Below are 16,395 nucleotides of genomic sequence, written 5' to 3' on the forward strand. Positions count from 1 at the left end.
TCCCGAGCGTCGGAATCGACCGGGTCAGACCGTCTCCGCGACGGTGAGCGTGCCGGCACCGCGGACGGTGACCCGGTAGTCGCCGAACGGAACCGAGACGGACGCGTCCGGCGGAGCGCTCCGAACGCACCGGTCGAGCGCGTCCGGGTCGACGACGTCGTGGACGCGCGGAACGAGGTCGATCGGATCGACGCCGGCGACGGTCGCCACCGCCTCGACGACGGCGACGCCGATCTCCGTGTCGTCATCGTACTCGAAAACGGCGGGTTCGTCGATCGACTTCGCTTGCGGATGGTTAGAATTTGTTGACATGATCTCGTCTGTGTGTCGCCGTGTGTGAGCCCTTCGGAAGTACGGGGTTATGAAACCTGCAGATCCGTCCGCGGCACGTCACACTCGAAGTTTGATCGAACTGACACGACTCGGGACGAAGAGGCGGGACTCGACGCGAAGAGGCGGGACTCGACGCGAAGAGACGCGTCCGCGGTCCGGCCTCCGACGAGGGGCGGTCCGCGGACCGGCGGGTGACGGAGACGGACCGGAGCGGGCGGCGGCCGCCGGTCAGGTGAGCACGCGGCGGATCCGCGCGACGTCGAGCAGTCCGCCGAGCGTCGAGAGCACCGCCCACACGGCGACCCCGGCGCCGACGACGACGAGCAACGTCGGGATCCCCGTCACCTGCGGAACCAGCAGGCGAACGACCCCGCCCATGACCGCGGCGACGGCGGCGACGCCGCCCAGGAGGCGAGCGATAGCGGGGAGGTTCAAATCGAGCTCGTCGTGGATGATGTAGACGTTCGTGACCGTGTAGACGGTGTACGTGATCACCGTCGCGACGGCGGCGCCGACGACGCCGAGGGCGGGGATCAGCGCGAGGTTCAAGAGGAAGTTGGCGGTGGCGGTCACCGACTTCACGATCGCCCGCGACCGGGCGCGTCCGAGGTAGTCGAGCCCGTCGCTGGTCACCTTGTTGATCGCGTTCACCAACAGGTACCCGGCAAGTATCTGCAGGACCGGCGCCGCGTCGGCGTAGTCCGGCCCGAACACGTGGGTCACCGTGGGCTCCGCGACGAGCACGAGCCCGACCGCGGCCGGGACGTACAACAGGAGGACGTGCCGGAGCGACGCCTCGTACACCCGCCGCGCGCGGGCCAGGTCCTCGTCGGCGTACTGCTCGCCGACGGTCGGCGAGATCGTGTACCCCAGCGACGTCGCGGGGATCGCCGCGAACTGGGACACCTGCCTCGCCACCGTGTAGTACCCCACGGCGACGGGACCGAGGAACACGCCGACGAGCACCGTGTCGATTCGCTTGTCGAGCACGTTCGCTCCGCGGGTCGCGGTGAGCGGAACGCTGTACTCCAGAATGCGGCGTTTGAGACCGTCCTGGACGTCTCCGGCGGGCGGAAGCGTCGTATACGAGATCCGGTAGAACGCGACGGCGCCGACGGCGCTCGCGACGGCGAACCCGACGAGGTAACCGGCGAGGGCGCCGGCGGCGCCGAATCCGGCGAGGACGAGGAGGACGGCACCGGCGAGTCGAGAGACACCGGAGAGGGCCTTGAGACGACCGCTCCAGTCGACGCGGTTGATCGCCTGAAACAGCTTGCTGAACGTCTTGTGAAGCGAGTTCCCGAGGACGTATCCCAGGCCGAGAACGAGAAGCGGCACCAGCCCCGGTTCGTCCGTCGCCCTCCCGATGAGGGGGCTCGCGAGCGCGAGGCCCGCGCCCACGGCTATCGAGAGCCCGAGTATCGCGACGAGGCCGAACCGCACCACGTACCGAACCTGGTCGGGGTCGGTCTCGGACAGTTCGGTGACGTAGCGAGCGGCGGAGGAGGGAAGCCCGATCGTGCCGAGGATCGCGACGACGCCGATGATGGACAGCGCGTAGTGGAGCAGCCCGAACTCGGTAGGCGACAGCAGGTACCGGGTGAGCACGAGCATCAACAGCCCGTTCGCGACGGCGTCGACGACGTTCGCCCCCAGCGTGGCCTTCACGCCCGTGGTGATCCGGTCGGAGAGCGACATGGTTACGCCCCACCCGCGTCGCGTCGCGACGAGGCGGGGGCGCGCGTGCTGGCGCAGGTCATTCGGTCGACGGGTCCCCGGCGTGTTCGGTTTGTTATGGGTCGCGTACCGGGGCGAGCGCGCGCCGTTCGCGACGACACGACCGCGTTCGGACGGCACCGCCCCCGGAGGCCGTCGGGACCGCGTATGTCCCGAGTCGAGCCGTGAGTGCGGGGGCCCCCGGTAAGCGGACGATACCGACCGAACCGCGATCGAAAGTACGTCTTACCCGCTCGGCGGATGCGCGCGAGCGTAGTACGCGCATCTTACCGTTACGCTCGAAGTAAATTCGTGGAAATAATGTGACCCACAGGCAACACACAAGTTACTGGCACGCAAGTACGACGAAGTTATTGTTGGATGATTCGAACTCGCAAAAACGCTCTTTGTAGTAATTCCTCCCTACCCGTGTATGGCAAACAGCCATGACGACGACGACACGAATCGCCTCGGCTTCGGACGACGGTCGTACCTCGGGATCGTAGGAACGGCGGTCGGTATGGTGGGATTAACCGGCGGAGCGGCGGCCCAGAGCGCCGAAGACGTGGTCGACCTCGGCGAGAAGGGACTCTCGGAGGGAGACGTAATCGACGATTACCTTGAGGAGTACTTCGAGAGCGGCGTCGAAGTCCGCGTTCCGGCGGGGGAGTACGAGTACCACGGCTCCGGGTTCGGCGGCAGCCGGAGCGACGCTGCGGTGGTCGGGCAGGGCGAGGTCGTCCTCACCAACGAGGTCGGGGCGTACCAGGAGGACATCGAGGCGACCGACGGCGTGGTCGCGGTCAGAAACATTACGCTTCGCGGCAAGTCCGGACCGGAGAAGACCCGGTTCCGCCTGGAGGCAGAAGAAGGGGGACGCGTCGTGGTGGATAACCTCAATCTCCCGGACGGGAACGTTGAGGAGGGCGACGCCCGCGGGTTCTACGTGCCCCGTGGGCATGCCGGCGTGGTCGAAATCAGGAACTGCTACATCGCCAACAACTCCAACAACGGGATCTACGCGAGTTCGCCCGGGAAGGAGGGGAAGGGACAGGTTATCGTGGAGAACTGCTTCCTTCACAACAACAACATCACGGGGATCCGCCTCGGGTCGTCCAAGAGCGCCGCGCGTAACTGCCTCATCTTGAACGACGGGAAACCGCCGGTGCGACCCTCGTCATCGCTCAACATGCGTGGCATCCGCATCCGAGAACCCGGTGAAGACATGGTCATCGAGGACTGCGAGATTATCCACTCGTACGAGGACGCCGGCGGGCCGATCGAGCTCCACGACGGGGCGGAGGGCGGAACCGGTACCATCCGAAACGTGAAGATCCGTAACGAGACGGACACCGAGGCAATCAACGGGAAGGGCGACACGGCCGACGGCTGGTCGGCGGAGAACGTCTCCATCACCGGGGACGGGAACGTCGAGTACCCCTCGAACTTCGACGACGTGTGCGTCGGCGACGAGTGCGCGTCCCCGGACGACGAGGACCCGCGGAACGTGGACACCGACGAGTCCGACGGAGACGACGACTCGAGCGACGACGAGCCGTCCCTCGGGACCGACGGGACCGAGCTCACGATCGCCGCCGACAACTCCGACGGGGTCGACTACGAGTTCACGACCACCGGCGAGATCGAGCCGCTGTACGAGCGCGACGAGTACAACGCGAACCTCGTGGAGCCGGTCGACGAGGCGGTCGAGAACGACGACGGCACGTGGACGGCGACCGGATCGAACGGCGGCGGGAGCACCAGCGGCGACTCCTACCGCTACGAGGGCGCGATGACGGAGTTCTCCGCCGACGGCGACGTCGACGAGATGGTCCTGATCGCCGACGGTCAGGAGGTGACCGAGGAGGACCTGCTCGAAGTCGAGCCGGATGACGACTCCGGCGACGAGGAAGCGGAGGACGACTCCGACGCGACCGCCGAGACGGACGACGGGACGGACGACGGGACCGACGACGACGAGAGCTGGAAGACCGTCGTCTTCGACGGCACCGAGGCCGACACGGTGACGGCCTACAGCTTCCGCGTGACCGGCGAAGTCGTCCGAGACGACGCCATCAGCACGGATCCCGACGGCAACATGTGGGACGAGCTCGACGACACCGTCGACGACGACTCGGTGACCGGCGCGCTCGGGAAGGGTATCGACGGCTACCGCTACACCGGCAACCTCGTCGACATTGACTTCGACGGCGCCGCCGCCGTCACGATCGACGACTACTGAGATGTCGACGAGCCTCGCGGACCGGTGGGAACGAGCGGCGCCCGATCCCGATCCGGTCCGCGACCTCGGATACGAGATCGCCGAGTGGGACGAGCGCTGGGTGTCCTACCGGAGCGGAGAGCGTCTCGTCCTCGTCCCGACGGACGAGGACGAGTTCGAGCGCGACGCCTACATCGTCGCCGACGCGAGGGCGGTCTGCGACCCGATCAAACGCGCGTGAGGGGCCGAACACGGACCGCGGGGCGTAGATCGGACGGGTTCGGGGTCAGCCCGACTCCTCGTCCTCGTCGTCCGACGGCTCCTCGTTGATCCGGTAGAGCCTGACTTCCCCGTTCTGCTGGACTCGGTCTATCCGGTCGTCCCGGTCGAGCCGCTCGAACCCCTCGCGGGGGAACCGAAGCTCGTCGTAGAGGACGACCTCCTTTAGCACGTCGTGTTCTTGGACGACGAGGTAGCGGTCCTCGTCGAAGACCGACGGGAGCCCGCTCCGGAACTGCTCGCCCGTCACGCCGCCGTCCAGCATGGCGAGGTCCGGATCGGCCGCGGCGGTCTCGGTCCCGTAGTGGGCGTCGACGAAGCGGCCCTCACCGGCGCGGAGCCCGACCACCGGCGTCTCGCCGTCGTGGTGCTCGAAGAGCACCTCGTGGCCCGTGATGTCGGCCTCTGTCACCTGCTTGTTCGGCTGATACATGTACGGCGACGCGTGGATCGCGACCAGCTGGCCGGCGAGCAGCAGGACGAGTGCCACCACCACGAGCGCGAGCGCTCCCGGGCGCAAGCGACCGGCCGACCGTCGGATGGACCCCCAGCTGGAGCGCGACTGCCGGGCGTTCTCCCCGGCGGCGTACCGGATCATCGACACGATCCCGACTCCGCCGACGATGCCCGCAACCGCGGTGATGAACCCGAGGAACCGGAAGTAGTGGTCTCCCTGATCAGCCAGAAAGATGATCACGAAGATCCCCATCGGGGGCAGTAGACCGACCGCGAGCAGCGGAACCAGCGCGGTCCGCGGCGAGGAGTCGTCGGACCGGAGAACGTGGTACGCCACCACCGCCGCGGCGAGCACGCAGAAGAGCGTCGTGACGCCGAACAGCTTGACGAACAGCTCCAGGAAGCTCCCGCCGAGGTCGACCAGGGACTCGCCGCGGGTTTCCGTCCCGTCTCCGGTGGTCACGCCGGCCGTGAGCAGCCCCGTGACGACGGCCTCGATCCGCCCGATAGCGCGCCCGTGTTGCGTGATCCACGCGACGAGTCCCACCCCGAGAACGACGGCGTGGACCCCGAGCGGCCGGTGGTTCGCGAGCGCTCCGTCGGGCGCGTACGACCGGGCGAGCGCGCCGACGACCGCGAGCGCCGCGAGCAGCGAGAGGAACGTCATCGTCTCCTGCGGGTGGATGAACAGCAGTCCGATGCCGCCGACGGCCAGGGCCAGCCCCCACGGCGTCAGGAGCGGGAACCGCTCGTCGTCGTCGGAGAGGTAGCGGAGCGTGAGCAGGAGGACGAACGGGACGAGGAGGATCGCCTGGCTGGACGGGTGCTGGACGATGTGGACGCTGACCTCGTTGATCGGGAGGAACAACAGCCCGACCACGAGACCGACCGGTACCGCCCACCTGGACTCGGTGAGCGCGGCGACGCAGAGCGGCACCGCCACGACGTACACGAGCGGGAACAGCAGCTCCGGAACGAACTGCAGCGTCGTCGTGAGGTCGAGTCCGGTGAGCTCGCCGAGGAAGACGCCGATGAGGTGGGTCCCCGGGTACACCGTCTCGGACGGCTCGATGACGCCCGCTCGCATCTCGCGCGCCCAGCCGAGGTGCGAGAGCGAATCGCCCGCGCCGTAGAAGGCGTACGAGCGCAACAGCGGAATCGCAGCGATCGCGAGCGTGCAGCCGACCGCGAGCAGCATCGCGCCGTCGACGAGCCGCCGCGACTCGGCCCCGAAGAGCGTCGACAGGGCGGCGACGAACCCGACACCGATCCCCAGCCAGAACACCGCCGGCGTCGCCCGGTAGATCGAGAGCTCGTAGCCGGAGGCGGGCGACGCGTGTGCGACCGCGACCGCCGCCGCGAACGCGAGGAAACCTAGGGTTAACACGCCCTTGTACGCCGACGAGTGGGAAGCGCCTGTCATGGTGGAGCCCGCCGCCCGTGGCGGAACACCGGTACGACGGGACGAACCGGTCTTTGTTATGGATCGACTTCGCCCGTCGAGCGGCCGCGTTCGGGGGACGACGGGGAGGTGAGATCGCGAGGAGCGCGCCGAACCGACGGGGGACGCTCGCGGTCGGAGTCCCCGTGCGCGCCCGCCGAAACGCCTCTGTAACAAAGTGCCGTGGGGCGGACGGAGACGCCACATGCAGGTAACCTACCTCTCATCGGCGGCGGTGCTCGTCGAGACGGGAGAGACCTCGATCCTCTGTGACCCCTGGCTCGTCGACGGCGCGTACTACGGCTCGTGGACGCACTATCCACCGCTCGACGTCGAGCCGGAGGACTTCGACGACGTCGATTACATCTACCTCTCGCACGTCCACCCCGACCACTTCGACCCCGCGACGCTGCGTCGCATGGACGACGACATCCCGGTGTTGATCCACGACTACCGGTGGGACTACCTCCGCGAGGCGGTCGAGGACCTCGGCTTCGAGGCGCGCGAGCTCCCGCACGACGAACGCGTGCGTCTCGACGGCGACGTCCACATCAACGTCCTCGCCGCCGACGGCTGCGACCCGGAGCTGTGCGGCAACTTCTTCGGCTGTAGCTGGTACGACCCCGACGCCGACCGCCCCGGATCGACGCAGGTGGACTCGATGGCCGTGATCGACGACGGGGAGTACACGCTCGTCAACACCAACGACTGCCCCTACCCGATCGCCGAGTCGAGCTGTCGGCGGATCGCCGACCGGTACGGGGACGTCGACCTCCTGTGTCACCAGTACAGCGCCGCCCAGTTCTACCCGCAGGCGGTGACGAACTACGACCGCGAGCGGAAGCTCGCCGAGCGCGACCGGGTCATCCGGGAGAAACACGAGCTGGCGCTCAACTTTCTCGACGTGTTCGACCCGTCGTACTACATGCCGTTCGCGGGGGAGTACGTGCTCGCGGGCGACCTCGCGGAGCTCAACGAGTACACGGCGAACCCCCCACGCGAGGAGGCCCGGGAGTTCTTCCGCGAGCACGTCGACGGCGACCGGGAGTGCGTCTTCCTCAACTCCGGCGAGCACATCGACCTGAGCGACGGCTCTCGCTCCGCGCCGTTCCGGCCGGTCGATCGGGACGCGAAGCGGACCTACATCGAGGAGGTGTTGAGCGAGCGGCGCTTCGAGTACGAGTCCGACCCGATGCCCTCGCTGGAGGATCTCGAGGCGTACCTCCCGCTCGCCTACGAGAACATGGAGGCCAAGCGGGCCCGGATCGGCTACGAGACGGACACGACCGTGTACGTCTCGATGCGCGACGGGGTCTACCTGGCGCTGTCGATGGACGGGAGCGGCTACGAACTCGTCCGCGATCCCGACCACGACGTCGACTACGTCCAGCTCGACGTCGATCCGCGGCTCCTCCGGTGGCTCCTCGAGGGGACCGACCGCGCGCACTGGGCCGACGCCAAGATCGGCTCGCACCTCGGGGTGCGCAAGGAGCCGGACGTGTACGAGCGCGGGCTGTACAACTGCCTGGGGGACTTCCACGCGGCCGGCGAGCGCGTGGACGCGACGGCCGCCGCGACCATGTCCCACGACTGACGGCGAGCCGCGGCCCGGCTCACTGCGGCGACAGCTCTCCCGAGAGAACCCCGTAGGTCACGCCGAGGACGGCGCCGTACGCGGCGTGACCCACCGCGCTCGCGAGGTCGACGTTCGGGACGTCCGGCGCGCCGGCGAACCCGACCGCGTCGAGCCAGATCGGCATGACGATGACCGCGAGGACCGCCCAGACGCCGAGTCCGTAGGCGAGTCCGAGGAGCCCGCTCTTGAGGTTGGTCTCGAAGCCCTCCTCGAGGGTCGCGTCGGCGAGCGCTGCGAAGACGACGCCCAGAACGGCGGCGTGGCTCAGGTGGATCACCCACCCGGCGACGCCGGATTCCGCTCCGATCCCGTACAGCGCGGGGATGGCCGTGTGGATCACGCCGGGGCTCGACAGCGAGAGCAACAGGCCGAAGACGAGCCCGCCGAGCAGTCCGCCGACGACGCCGCCCTGCCAGGCGACGAGCCTCGACGTAGACGCGCCGGTTCGATTCCGTTCAGTCCGCGTTTCCGCGTTCATGACGGCGGACTCGACGCGACCGGTCGACTTCGTTATGCGCCCGTGCCGCGGGAATGTGGGTGGGCATACCTTCCCGGAGCGGGCCCCGCGTTCGCGGCGGCCGACGTCACCGGTCGCGGGTGACGATCTCCCCGGGTTCGGTCGTCGAACCGGCCGAGAGGGTGACGCCCGGATTGATCCCGGTCTGGATTCCCGTCTTGACGTCCGGACCGATCACCGTTCCGAACTTGCGGCGGTCGGTCGACACGCGCTCGCCACACACCGTGAGCGCGACGGGCTCGCCGTCGTGACGGAGGTTGGCGACGTTCGTCCCCGCGCCGAGGTTCGCGTTCGGTCCCACCACGCTGTCGCCGACGTACGAGAGGTGGCCGATCCGCGCGTCCGCCATCACGACGCTGCTTTTCACCTCGACGGCGTGACCGATCCGCGCGCCGGGGCCGACGAGGGTCGGCCCCCGAACGTACGCGTTCGGTCCGACCGTCGCCCCCGACCGGAGCCTGACCGGTCCGTCGACGACGACGCCGGAGCGGATCTCGACTCCCGGCTCGCAGGTGACCGACCCGCTGACGGTCGCGTCCGGGTGGATCGTTCCGTGCGGTTCCTCGCCGGGCTCGACGACCAGCGGACCGTCGGCTGACGGAGGCGTTCCCGCGGCTCGGTCGGGAACGTCGACCGGATCGACTCCGGCGGGCCGCTCGGGATCGCCGCCCGGGAGACGGCGCTCGTTCGCCTCGAGCAGCTCCCACGGGCGGCCGACGTCCATCCAGTCGTCGAACGGCACGAGCGTCACGTCGTACCCCGAGATCACGCGGTCGAGCGCGTCCGTCAGCTCCAGCTCGCCGCGGTCGCTCTCGGGGACGTCGAGGAAGTCGACGACCGCCTCGGGGAAGGCGTAGGCGCCGGCGTTGATCGTGTCGGAGGGCGGGTCGGACGGCTTCTCGACCACCTCGGTGACGACGCCGTCTTCGGAGGCCAGCACGCCGTACGAAGAGGGGTCGTTGACACGCGCGGCGCCGACGGCCGGAACCGCCTCGAACAGCCGAGCGAGGTCGGCCGGGCGATAGAGGCTGTCGCCGTTCAGCACCGCGAACGCGCCCTCGACGTGGTCGGCCGCCACCCGAACGGCGTCCGCGGTGCCCCGCTGCTCGGGCTGGGCGGCGTAGCGCACGGGGACGCCGGCGTGGCGGTCGCCGAAGTGCTCCCGGATCCGGTCGCCGCCGTAGCCGACGGTGAACACCAGCTCCGACGCGCCGGCCGCGACGGCGGCGTCCGCGACGTGGGCGACGAGCGGCCGGTCGGCGACCGGAAGCATCGGCTTCGGCATCGACTCTGTGAGCGGCCCCATTCGCGTGCCACGTCCCGCCGCGAGGATGACGACCTGCATGCCGTCGGTGTCTCCCGGGACTCCGGTTTAGTATGCACCAGTTACCCGAGCTGACTGACCGGGAGCGGGGACGGTAGGACCCCGCGCTGCGTCGCAAGAGCGGCGAACGACGCACGCAGCGAGCCGTCTCGCGTTCGATCGCTCGTTCGGAGTCGGGCCCGGACTCGACACGAATCGGAGCGAGGGCGGGCCCGCGGCGTCGACGGACTCCGTGCCGTTGGCACCGACTAACAAAGCTCTCACTACCGGTACGAGAGGGTTATGTTCCCGCCAGCACTCACCGGAGCCTACACCCGTGTCCCGTCAGCGCGAAGCGCGCAGTTCGACCGGAACCCGACGGGAGCGGGACGATGACGGGGGCCGTCGAGATCCGCAACGGGCGGGTCGTCACGCCGACGGGCGTGATCGAGGACGGACGCGTCGTCGTCGTCGACGACCGGATCGCACAGGTCGGAGAGGCGACAGCCGTGCCGCTCCCGCGCGCCACGGTCGTCGACGCGGACGGTCGGGTCGTGGTACCCGGCTTCGTGGATATCCACGGGGACGACATCGAGCGACACCGCTCGCCCCGAGCGGGCGCCCGGGTCGACGTCCGGTCCGCGCTCGCGACCGCCGACCGCGCGAACGCGCTGGTCGGCGTGACGACGAAGTTCCACGCGATCGCGTTCGAGGACGACGCCAGCGACGGGCGGTCGATCGACGAGGCGGAGACGATCGCTCGCGCGGTCTCGAACGCGGACGACACCCTCGCGGACAACCGCGTTCACGTCCGGTCTGACCTGTCACACGACAGCGTGGACGCGGTCGAGCGCGTCGTCTCGAGCGGCGAGGTCGACGTCGACCTGCTCTCCGTGATGCACCACGCCCCCGGAGACGGCCAGTTCGACGAGACCGAGTTCGAGCGGCACTACATGGAGGACCGAAACTGGCCCCCGGAGAAGGTGGAACGCGTGATCGAGGCGCGAGAGGAGCTGTCGGTGTCCACGAAACGCGACCTCGTCGCGCGCGTGGCCGAGCTGGCGGCCGGCGCCGGCGTGCCGCTCGCGTCTCACGACGACGAGACGGCGGCGGCCGTCGATCGGATGTTCGAGTGCGAGGCGTCGATCAGCGAGTACCCGCTCACGATGGAGGCGGCCCGGCGCGCAACCGACCGGGGGATGACGACCGTCATGGGCGCGCCGAACCTCGTCCGCGGCGGGAGCCTGTGGGACAACCTCTCGGCGCGCTCCGCGGTCGACGCGGACGTCGTGGACGTCCTCTGCTCGGATTATCACCCGCCGTCGCTGTTGGCTGCACCGTTCGTCGAGACGGGGGAACCGCTGTCCGCGCGGGTGAACCGAGTGACGCGAAACCCGGCGGAAGCCGTCGGGCTCCACGATAGGGGCCGCCTCGAGCCGGGCGCCCGGGCCGACGTGGTCGTCGTGGATCCGTCCCCGATACCGTCGGTCGAACGCGTCCTCGTCGCGGGAGACGAAGTGCTCAGAGCGGGAGCTGACCGGGAGCGCGTCCCTCACGGCAGAGCGGTCGACGGCCCCGGGTCCTGACCGGGCGACTGCGGCCGTCGATCGCGGGAGTCCTCGCCGGAACGAAAAAACTACTCGGCCGCCCGGGCCTGGACGGATTCGGTGATCGTTGGGGAGGGGGAACCGAAACCGGGCGGTCGAGCAACAGTTCGGTGGAGTCGCAGTCACTTGGTTACAGGGGCGTTACCGTCTCGCAGCGCCGGGCGGCGGCTCCCGACACCGACGTAAGCCGGCGCTGTCACGCGGCTCGACGCGCCGCACCCCGAGCGGAGTGCGCCCGGTTTCCGGTCCGCGACGGCGGGATCGCGAGAGACCGCCTAGAGACTGTATAACAATGCGGCGGATCATTCGATTCGAGCCCATGATCCCCGTAGACGGGACGACCGATCGGAATCGACGGTGTATTCGGTGCGGTTCCGCCGTGAGCCGTACGTTCATCCGCGTGTTCGGAGCGGAAAACTCGGTCCACGGGTGTCTGGAGTGTCTCACGCGTGCCGAACTCGCGGTCGGACAAGCGGCGGAGCCGAGGGCCGAGGACGCCGGGACCCGCTGGCGCGTCGAGGAGTCGAGGTAGCCGCGACCGCGCTCACTCCACCGTGACGCTCTTCGCGAGGTTCCGCGGCTTGTCGATCGCCCGGTCGAGGATCGCCGCCGCGTGATACGCCAGCAGCTGGAGGTGGATGTTCGCCAGGACGCCGGCCATCTCGGGAGTGGTGTCCGGGATTTCGATGTACTCGTCGACGGTGTCGCGAACCTCGGTCGACGACGCCGGACCGACGCCGAGGATCGGCGCGCCGCGGCTCTGCGCCTCTCGGACGTTGTGTAGCGTCAGGTCGTCGTTCCGCCCCGTGAACACCGCGACGACGACCGTCGCCGGGGTCACGAGGGCCAGCGGACCGTGTTTGAGCTCGCCGGCCGCGAAGCCCTCCGCGTGTTCGTACGTGATCTCTTTGAACTTCAGCGCCCCTTCGAGCGCGACGGGATACCCCGTGCCCCGCCCGATGAAGAAGTAGGCGTCGGCGTCCGCGTACTGCTTGGCGAGCCGTTTCGCACTCCCGTCCTCGACGACGGACTCGGTGAGCTCTGGGAGGGACGCGACGCTCGCGGACCAGTCGTTGAGTCGCTCGGTCGTCGCGTCGCTTTCGGCGTCGGCGGTGCCGACTCCCGCCCCGTCGGCCGCGAGTCGCTGGGCGAGCATCGCGAGCGTCGCGACCTGCGAGGAGAACGTCTTGGTGGCGGCGACGCCGATCTCCGGTCCGGCGCGAATGAACACCGCGTCGTCGGCCATCCGCGCGGCGGTCGATCCGACGACGTTCGTGACCGCGAGCGTCCGCGCCGGCGACTCGTCGGCCTCGTGCAGCGACGCGATGGTATCGGCCGTCTCGCCGCTCTGCGTGACGGCGACGACGAGCGTCTCGTCGTCGACCGGCATCGGGTCGTGAGCGAACTCGTTGGCCCGCATCGCCGTCGCCGGCACCCCCAGACGCTTGAGGAGCACGCAGCCGTACATCGCGGCGTGATACGAGGTCCCGCAGGCGACGAAGACGACCTCGTCGACCGCCGAGAGCTCGTTCGGCGGCAACGCCTCCAACACGGGTGCGCCCCCGTCGGTACGGCCGCCGTCGGCGACGCGCCCTTCTATCGTCTGCCGGAGGCTGACGGGCTGCTCGTCGATCTCTTTGCGCATGAAGTGGCTGTACCTGCCCTTCTGCGCGTCCCCGGCCGTCCACTCGACGGTCTCCTGCGGGCGATCGACAGGCTCGCCGTCGGGACCGGTGATGCGGTATCCCTCGCGGTCGAGGGCGACGGTGTCGCCGTCCTCGACGTAGACGACGACGTCGGTGAACTCGAGGAAGGCGGGAACGTCGCTGGCGAGGTAGTTGGCCTCCGATCCGAGCCCGAGGACCAGCGGCGACCCGCTCCGCGTCGCGTACACCGCGTCCTCGTCCTCCAGGATCATCGCGAGTGCGTAGCTCCCCTCGAGGCGGTCCGTGGCGCTCCGGAACGCCTCCTCCGGGGTCGCGCCGGACGCCAGCTCGCGGGCGACGAGGTGGGGGACGACCTCCGTGTCCGTCTCGCTGGAGAAGACGTGCCCCGCCGCGCGCAGCTCGCGGCGCAGCGCCTCGTGGTTCCTGATGATGCCGTTGTGAACCACGGCGACCCGTCCGGAGTCGTCGGTGTGGGGATGCGCGTTCGCGTCCGACGGCGCGCCGTGCGTGCTCCACCGGGTGTGGCCGATGCCGACGCTGCCGGTGAGCGACCGGTCGGCGACCGCGTCGACGAGGGCGTCGGTCTCTCCCTCGCGTTTGCACACGCTGAGACCGTCCTCGTCGCGGAGCGCGACGCCGGCGGAGTCGTACCCCCGGTACTCGAGGTTACGGAGGCTGGTGAGGAGCTCACCGAGCGTGTCTCCGTGGCCGATCCGTGCGATGATACCGCACATCTCAGGCCACCACCGGACGGTCGCTGTCAACTCGATTCGGAGCCGTGTCGTCGGATTCGGGTTGTCTACGCATCGTGTATCACCATCGGTTCCGAACAGGACCGGAACGTCAGGTCGATACCCACCCCTTCCCGGGGCTTTGTTATGGAGAGCAAACTGAGGGGTCTCCGCGTTGACCATTCCGCCCGAGTCCCGGGATCTGGGTCTCGCGGAGCGGAGACCGGAGCCGCGCCACGTAAGGCGGTGACTGCGGCGCGTCGAGCGGCGTCCCGCCGACGGCGTAGCCGGTGGCTAGCGCTCAACCGAGTTTGCGTGTCACGGAAGGCGAACGAGGCGCCCAGACGCGAGACGAACGTGTCGTCAGTCCGCGCGTCGAGCCGTCCAGTGGTAGCCAGACAGCCCCAAGATCAGCAGTATCGAGCCGGCGAGAACGACCGTTCCCAGACCGGTGGACAGCGCCCACGAGAGGAGGAACGCGACGAGGCTCACTCCGGCGAGCCCGGCGTAGTACGTCGGCCATCGCCGGTCCGACCCGTCGCTCTCGCTCTGCTCGAGGTACGTGAGGTACGCGTCGGCCTGCGGCCCCCGCACGACCGTCCCGCGGTTCTTGTCGAAGTCTATCGCCCCCGCGTCGTCCATCCGCGGGAGGTGACACTGGTACAGCCCGACGTAGACGCGCTTCCGCTCCTGCGCGTTGAGCGCGTTCGGCGGCTTGTCGTTCTCGATCCCCCCGATGTGTTCCGCGAGGTCGCTCAGCGTCGTCTCCCCGTCTCGCTCCTCAAGGGTCTGTATCACGAGCCGCCGTCGACGGTTCCGTAACACGTCGAAGATGACGTCTAGCGAGAGCGGACGCGGACGCCCCTCCTCGGTCGACGCCGCTGACGAGCCGGCGTCCGGTCCGGAAGGCTCGGTTTCGTCTCTGGACTGCTCCGTCTCCTCTCTGCTCTCGGGTGTGTGTGTGACGCTCATTGTTGTCGATCGTATCCGGAGGCGCTCCCGTTGACGCGCTTGCTTCGGTCGTCGTCGCGTGCACCGTGCGATCGCCGTCTACGTGGCAGTGAACTGTCGGTCGCAACCGTTCTACGCCGCGCTCGCAGTGTCGCACTCGAGGTGACCGCTCGCTTTCGTCGGAGACGAGGTTCAGTGTACATTGTGTGAGTTCCGTTGTCGAGCGCTATCTTCGAGCGCAGCCTCTGACGGATGCCCAACCGATCCGAAGTGTCATCCGTGTTCTAACACGGTCATATCAGAGGAGGTAATTAAAACATGCAGATGGTTTCAGTACGGTTTATCGGGTATAGAGTGGTTACCCGCGACCTTCCCATCGTGTCACCCCATGTATCTGTCAGGTGGTGTCAGCTCGACGTCCGGGGGAGTTCACCGCCGGAAGAGACCGTAAAAGCGGACCGAGACGGCGCCCGAGGTCGGCGAGTAGGACACAATTATTCTCTGAATTGTGAGTAATACTAATCAGGTGCCGACGGTACATTCTCGGAGTGTCGGCCGAAATTAGCGGCTCCTCGGGACCTCCGTATCCAGCGCAGACCGGTAAACGGTCTCTACCCGGTCGAGCTGCCGCTCGATGCCGAGCGACGCCACCGACGCCCGCCCGTCCGAGCGGGTTTCGGCGGCCAGCGCGTCCGCCAGCCGGGCCGCGAGCTCGGCATCGTCGGCCGCGACCGCCGAGTGCGAGACCCCGTCGAGCCGTTCCGCCACGTCACCGACGTCCGTCGAGATCACCGGACAGTCGCACGCGAGCGCCTCCTTCACCGAGTTCGGGGACCCCTCTCGTCGGGAGGTCACCAAGAGCGCGTCCGCCGCGTTGAAGTGCCACGGCATTCGCGCGTGCGGGACGCCGGTGACCGTGTGGAGCTCGACCGCCCGGTCCAGCTCGTCCGCGGCCGCGTCGACGATTCGCCTCGCGCGCGGGAAGTCCTTCACTCCCCGGTCGGGTGGATACGGAAACAGCACGTGGCGGCGGTCGGAGCGCCAGCCGACCTCGGCGCAGGCGACCGATCGCGGGAGCGGACGGAACGTCTCGAGGTCGATCCCGTGCGGTATCACGTGACAGTCGGACGCGAGCAGCCCGGCCATCTCCCCCGACATGACGATCACCTCGTCGGCGAACCGCGCCGCGAGGCGGCTCACCGCGCCGTACCGGCCCATCAGGTCGCTGCCCCACAGCGACACCACCACGGGCGCGAACGGCTGCGCCACCGCCGGCGGGGCGGTCAGGCCGTAGTTCGCGTGCACCACGTCGTAGCCGCGGCGAGCCGCCGCGAAGGCGCGCGGGTAGTACCGCGCGTACGCCCCGACCGACCGCGAGTCCGACTCGGTGCCGGCTCGCGGAACGGCCAGGGCGTCGACGGTGTGGCCCCGTTCTCGGAGACCGGCGATCTGCTGGCGATAGAAGCGGGAGCGTCCGTTCGTGACGAGGCTGAGAACGCGCACGGTCGTCACCGTCCCGCGAACCCGGCGGGGCACG

12 protein-coding genes are annotated in these 16,395 nt (G+C 68.8%); 4 read left to right on the plus strand and 8 right to left on the minus strand.

Going from position 1 to position 16,395, the window contains the following annotated elements:
* Window positions 1–24: 24 nt before the first annotated feature.
* Together U4E84_RS02445 and U4E84_RS02450 are read right to left on the minus strand one after the other, a co-directional pair.
* Window positions 25–312 (minus strand): HalOD1 output domain-containing protein, encoded by a 288-nt coding sequence (locus tag U4E84_RS02445; RefSeq protein WP_322530511.1) that lies wholly within the window; start codon window positions 310–312, stop codon window positions 25–27.
* 249 nt (window positions 313–561) lie between these two features.
* Window positions 562–2,031: a flippase gene (locus U4E84_RS02450; RefSeq protein ID WP_322530512.1), complete on the minus strand. Its 1,470-nt coding sequence runs from the start codon at window positions 2,029–2,031 to the stop codon at window positions 562–564.
* 451 nt (window positions 2,032–2,482) lie between these two features.
* On the opposite strand from U4E84_RS02450, the gene U4E84_RS02455 reads away from it, so the two are divergent.
* Together U4E84_RS02455 and U4E84_RS02460 are read left to right on the plus strand one after the other, a co-directional pair.
* Window positions 2,483–4,291, plus strand: coding sequence for a right-handed parallel beta-helix repeat-containing protein (locus tag U4E84_RS02455; RefSeq protein WP_322530513.1), 1,809 nt, complete (start codon window positions 2,483–2,485; stop codon window positions 4,289–4,291).
* Between the two features lies 1 nt (window position 4,292).
* Window positions 4,293–4,511 (plus strand): hypothetical protein, encoded by a 219-nt coding sequence (locus tag U4E84_RS02460; protein WP_322530514.1) that lies wholly within the window; start codon window positions 4,293–4,295, stop codon window positions 4,509–4,511.
* Window positions 4,512–4,556: 45 nt separating this feature from the next.
* On the opposite strand, the gene U4E84_RS02465 is transcribed toward U4E84_RS02460, so the two are convergent.
* Window positions 4,557–6,428, minus strand: a complete 1,872-nt coding sequence (locus U4E84_RS02465) for a hypothetical protein (RefSeq protein WP_322530515.1) — start codon at window positions 6,426–6,428, stop codon at window positions 4,557–4,559.
* 223 nt (window positions 6,429–6,651) lie between these two features.
* On the opposite strand from U4E84_RS02465, the gene U4E84_RS02470 reads away from it, so the two are divergent.
* Window positions 6,652–8,040 (plus strand): MBL fold metallo-hydrolase, encoded by a 1,389-nt coding sequence (locus tag U4E84_RS02470; protein ID WP_322530516.1) that lies wholly within the window; start codon window positions 6,652–6,654, stop codon window positions 8,038–8,040.
* Between the two features lie 19 nt (window positions 8,041–8,059).
* Here the strand turns inward: U4E84_RS02470 and U4E84_RS02475 are convergent, their stop codons facing one another.
* Window positions 8,060–8,560 (minus strand): histidine kinase, encoded by a 501-nt coding sequence (locus U4E84_RS02475; protein WP_322530517.1) that lies wholly within the window; start codon window positions 8,558–8,560, stop codon window positions 8,060–8,062.
* 106 nt (window positions 8,561–8,666) lie between these two features.
* Window positions 8,667–9,944, minus strand: coding sequence for a sugar phosphate nucleotidyltransferase (locus tag U4E84_RS02480; RefSeq protein ID WP_322530518.1), 1,278 nt, complete (start codon window positions 9,942–9,944; stop codon window positions 8,667–8,669).
* Window positions 9,945–10,294: 350 nt separating this feature from the next.
* Between U4E84_RS02480 and U4E84_RS02485 the strand changes: the two genes are divergently transcribed.
* Window positions 10,295–11,488 (plus strand): alpha-D-ribose 1-methylphosphonate 5-triphosphate diphosphatase, encoded by a 1,194-nt coding sequence (locus U4E84_RS02485; protein ID WP_322530519.1) that lies wholly within the window; start codon window positions 10,295–10,297, stop codon window positions 11,486–11,488.
* A 565-nt stretch (window positions 11,489–12,053) separates the two neighbouring features.
* Here the strand turns inward: U4E84_RS02485 and glmS are convergent.
* The 3 genes from glmS to U4E84_RS02500 all read right to left on the minus strand — a co-directional run bounded on the left by glmS (window position 12,054) and on the right by U4E84_RS02500 (window position 16,394).
* Complete coding sequence (glmS, locus tag U4E84_RS02490; RefSeq protein WP_322530520.1) at window positions 12,054–13,910, minus strand: glutamine--fructose-6-phosphate transaminase (isomerizing); 1,857 nt, start codon at window positions 13,908–13,910, stop codon at window positions 12,054–12,056.
* A gap of 360 nt (window positions 13,911–14,270) precedes the next feature.
* Window positions 14,271–14,879, minus strand: coding sequence for a hypothetical protein (locus tag U4E84_RS02495; RefSeq protein ID WP_322530521.1), 609 nt, complete (start codon window positions 14,877–14,879; stop codon window positions 14,271–14,273).
* 540 nt (window positions 14,880–15,419) lie between these two features.
* Window positions 15,420–16,394, minus strand: a complete 975-nt coding sequence (locus tag U4E84_RS02500; protein ID WP_322530522.1) for a glycosyltransferase family 4 protein — start codon at window positions 16,392–16,394, stop codon at window positions 15,420–15,422.
* Window position 16,395 lies beyond the last annotated feature (1 nt).

Origin of the sequence: Halorubrum sp. AD140 (genome assembly GCF_034497445.1) — an archaeon.
Taxonomy (GTDB): domain Archaea; phylum Halobacteriota; class Halobacteria; order Halobacteriales; family Haloferacaceae; genus Halorubrum.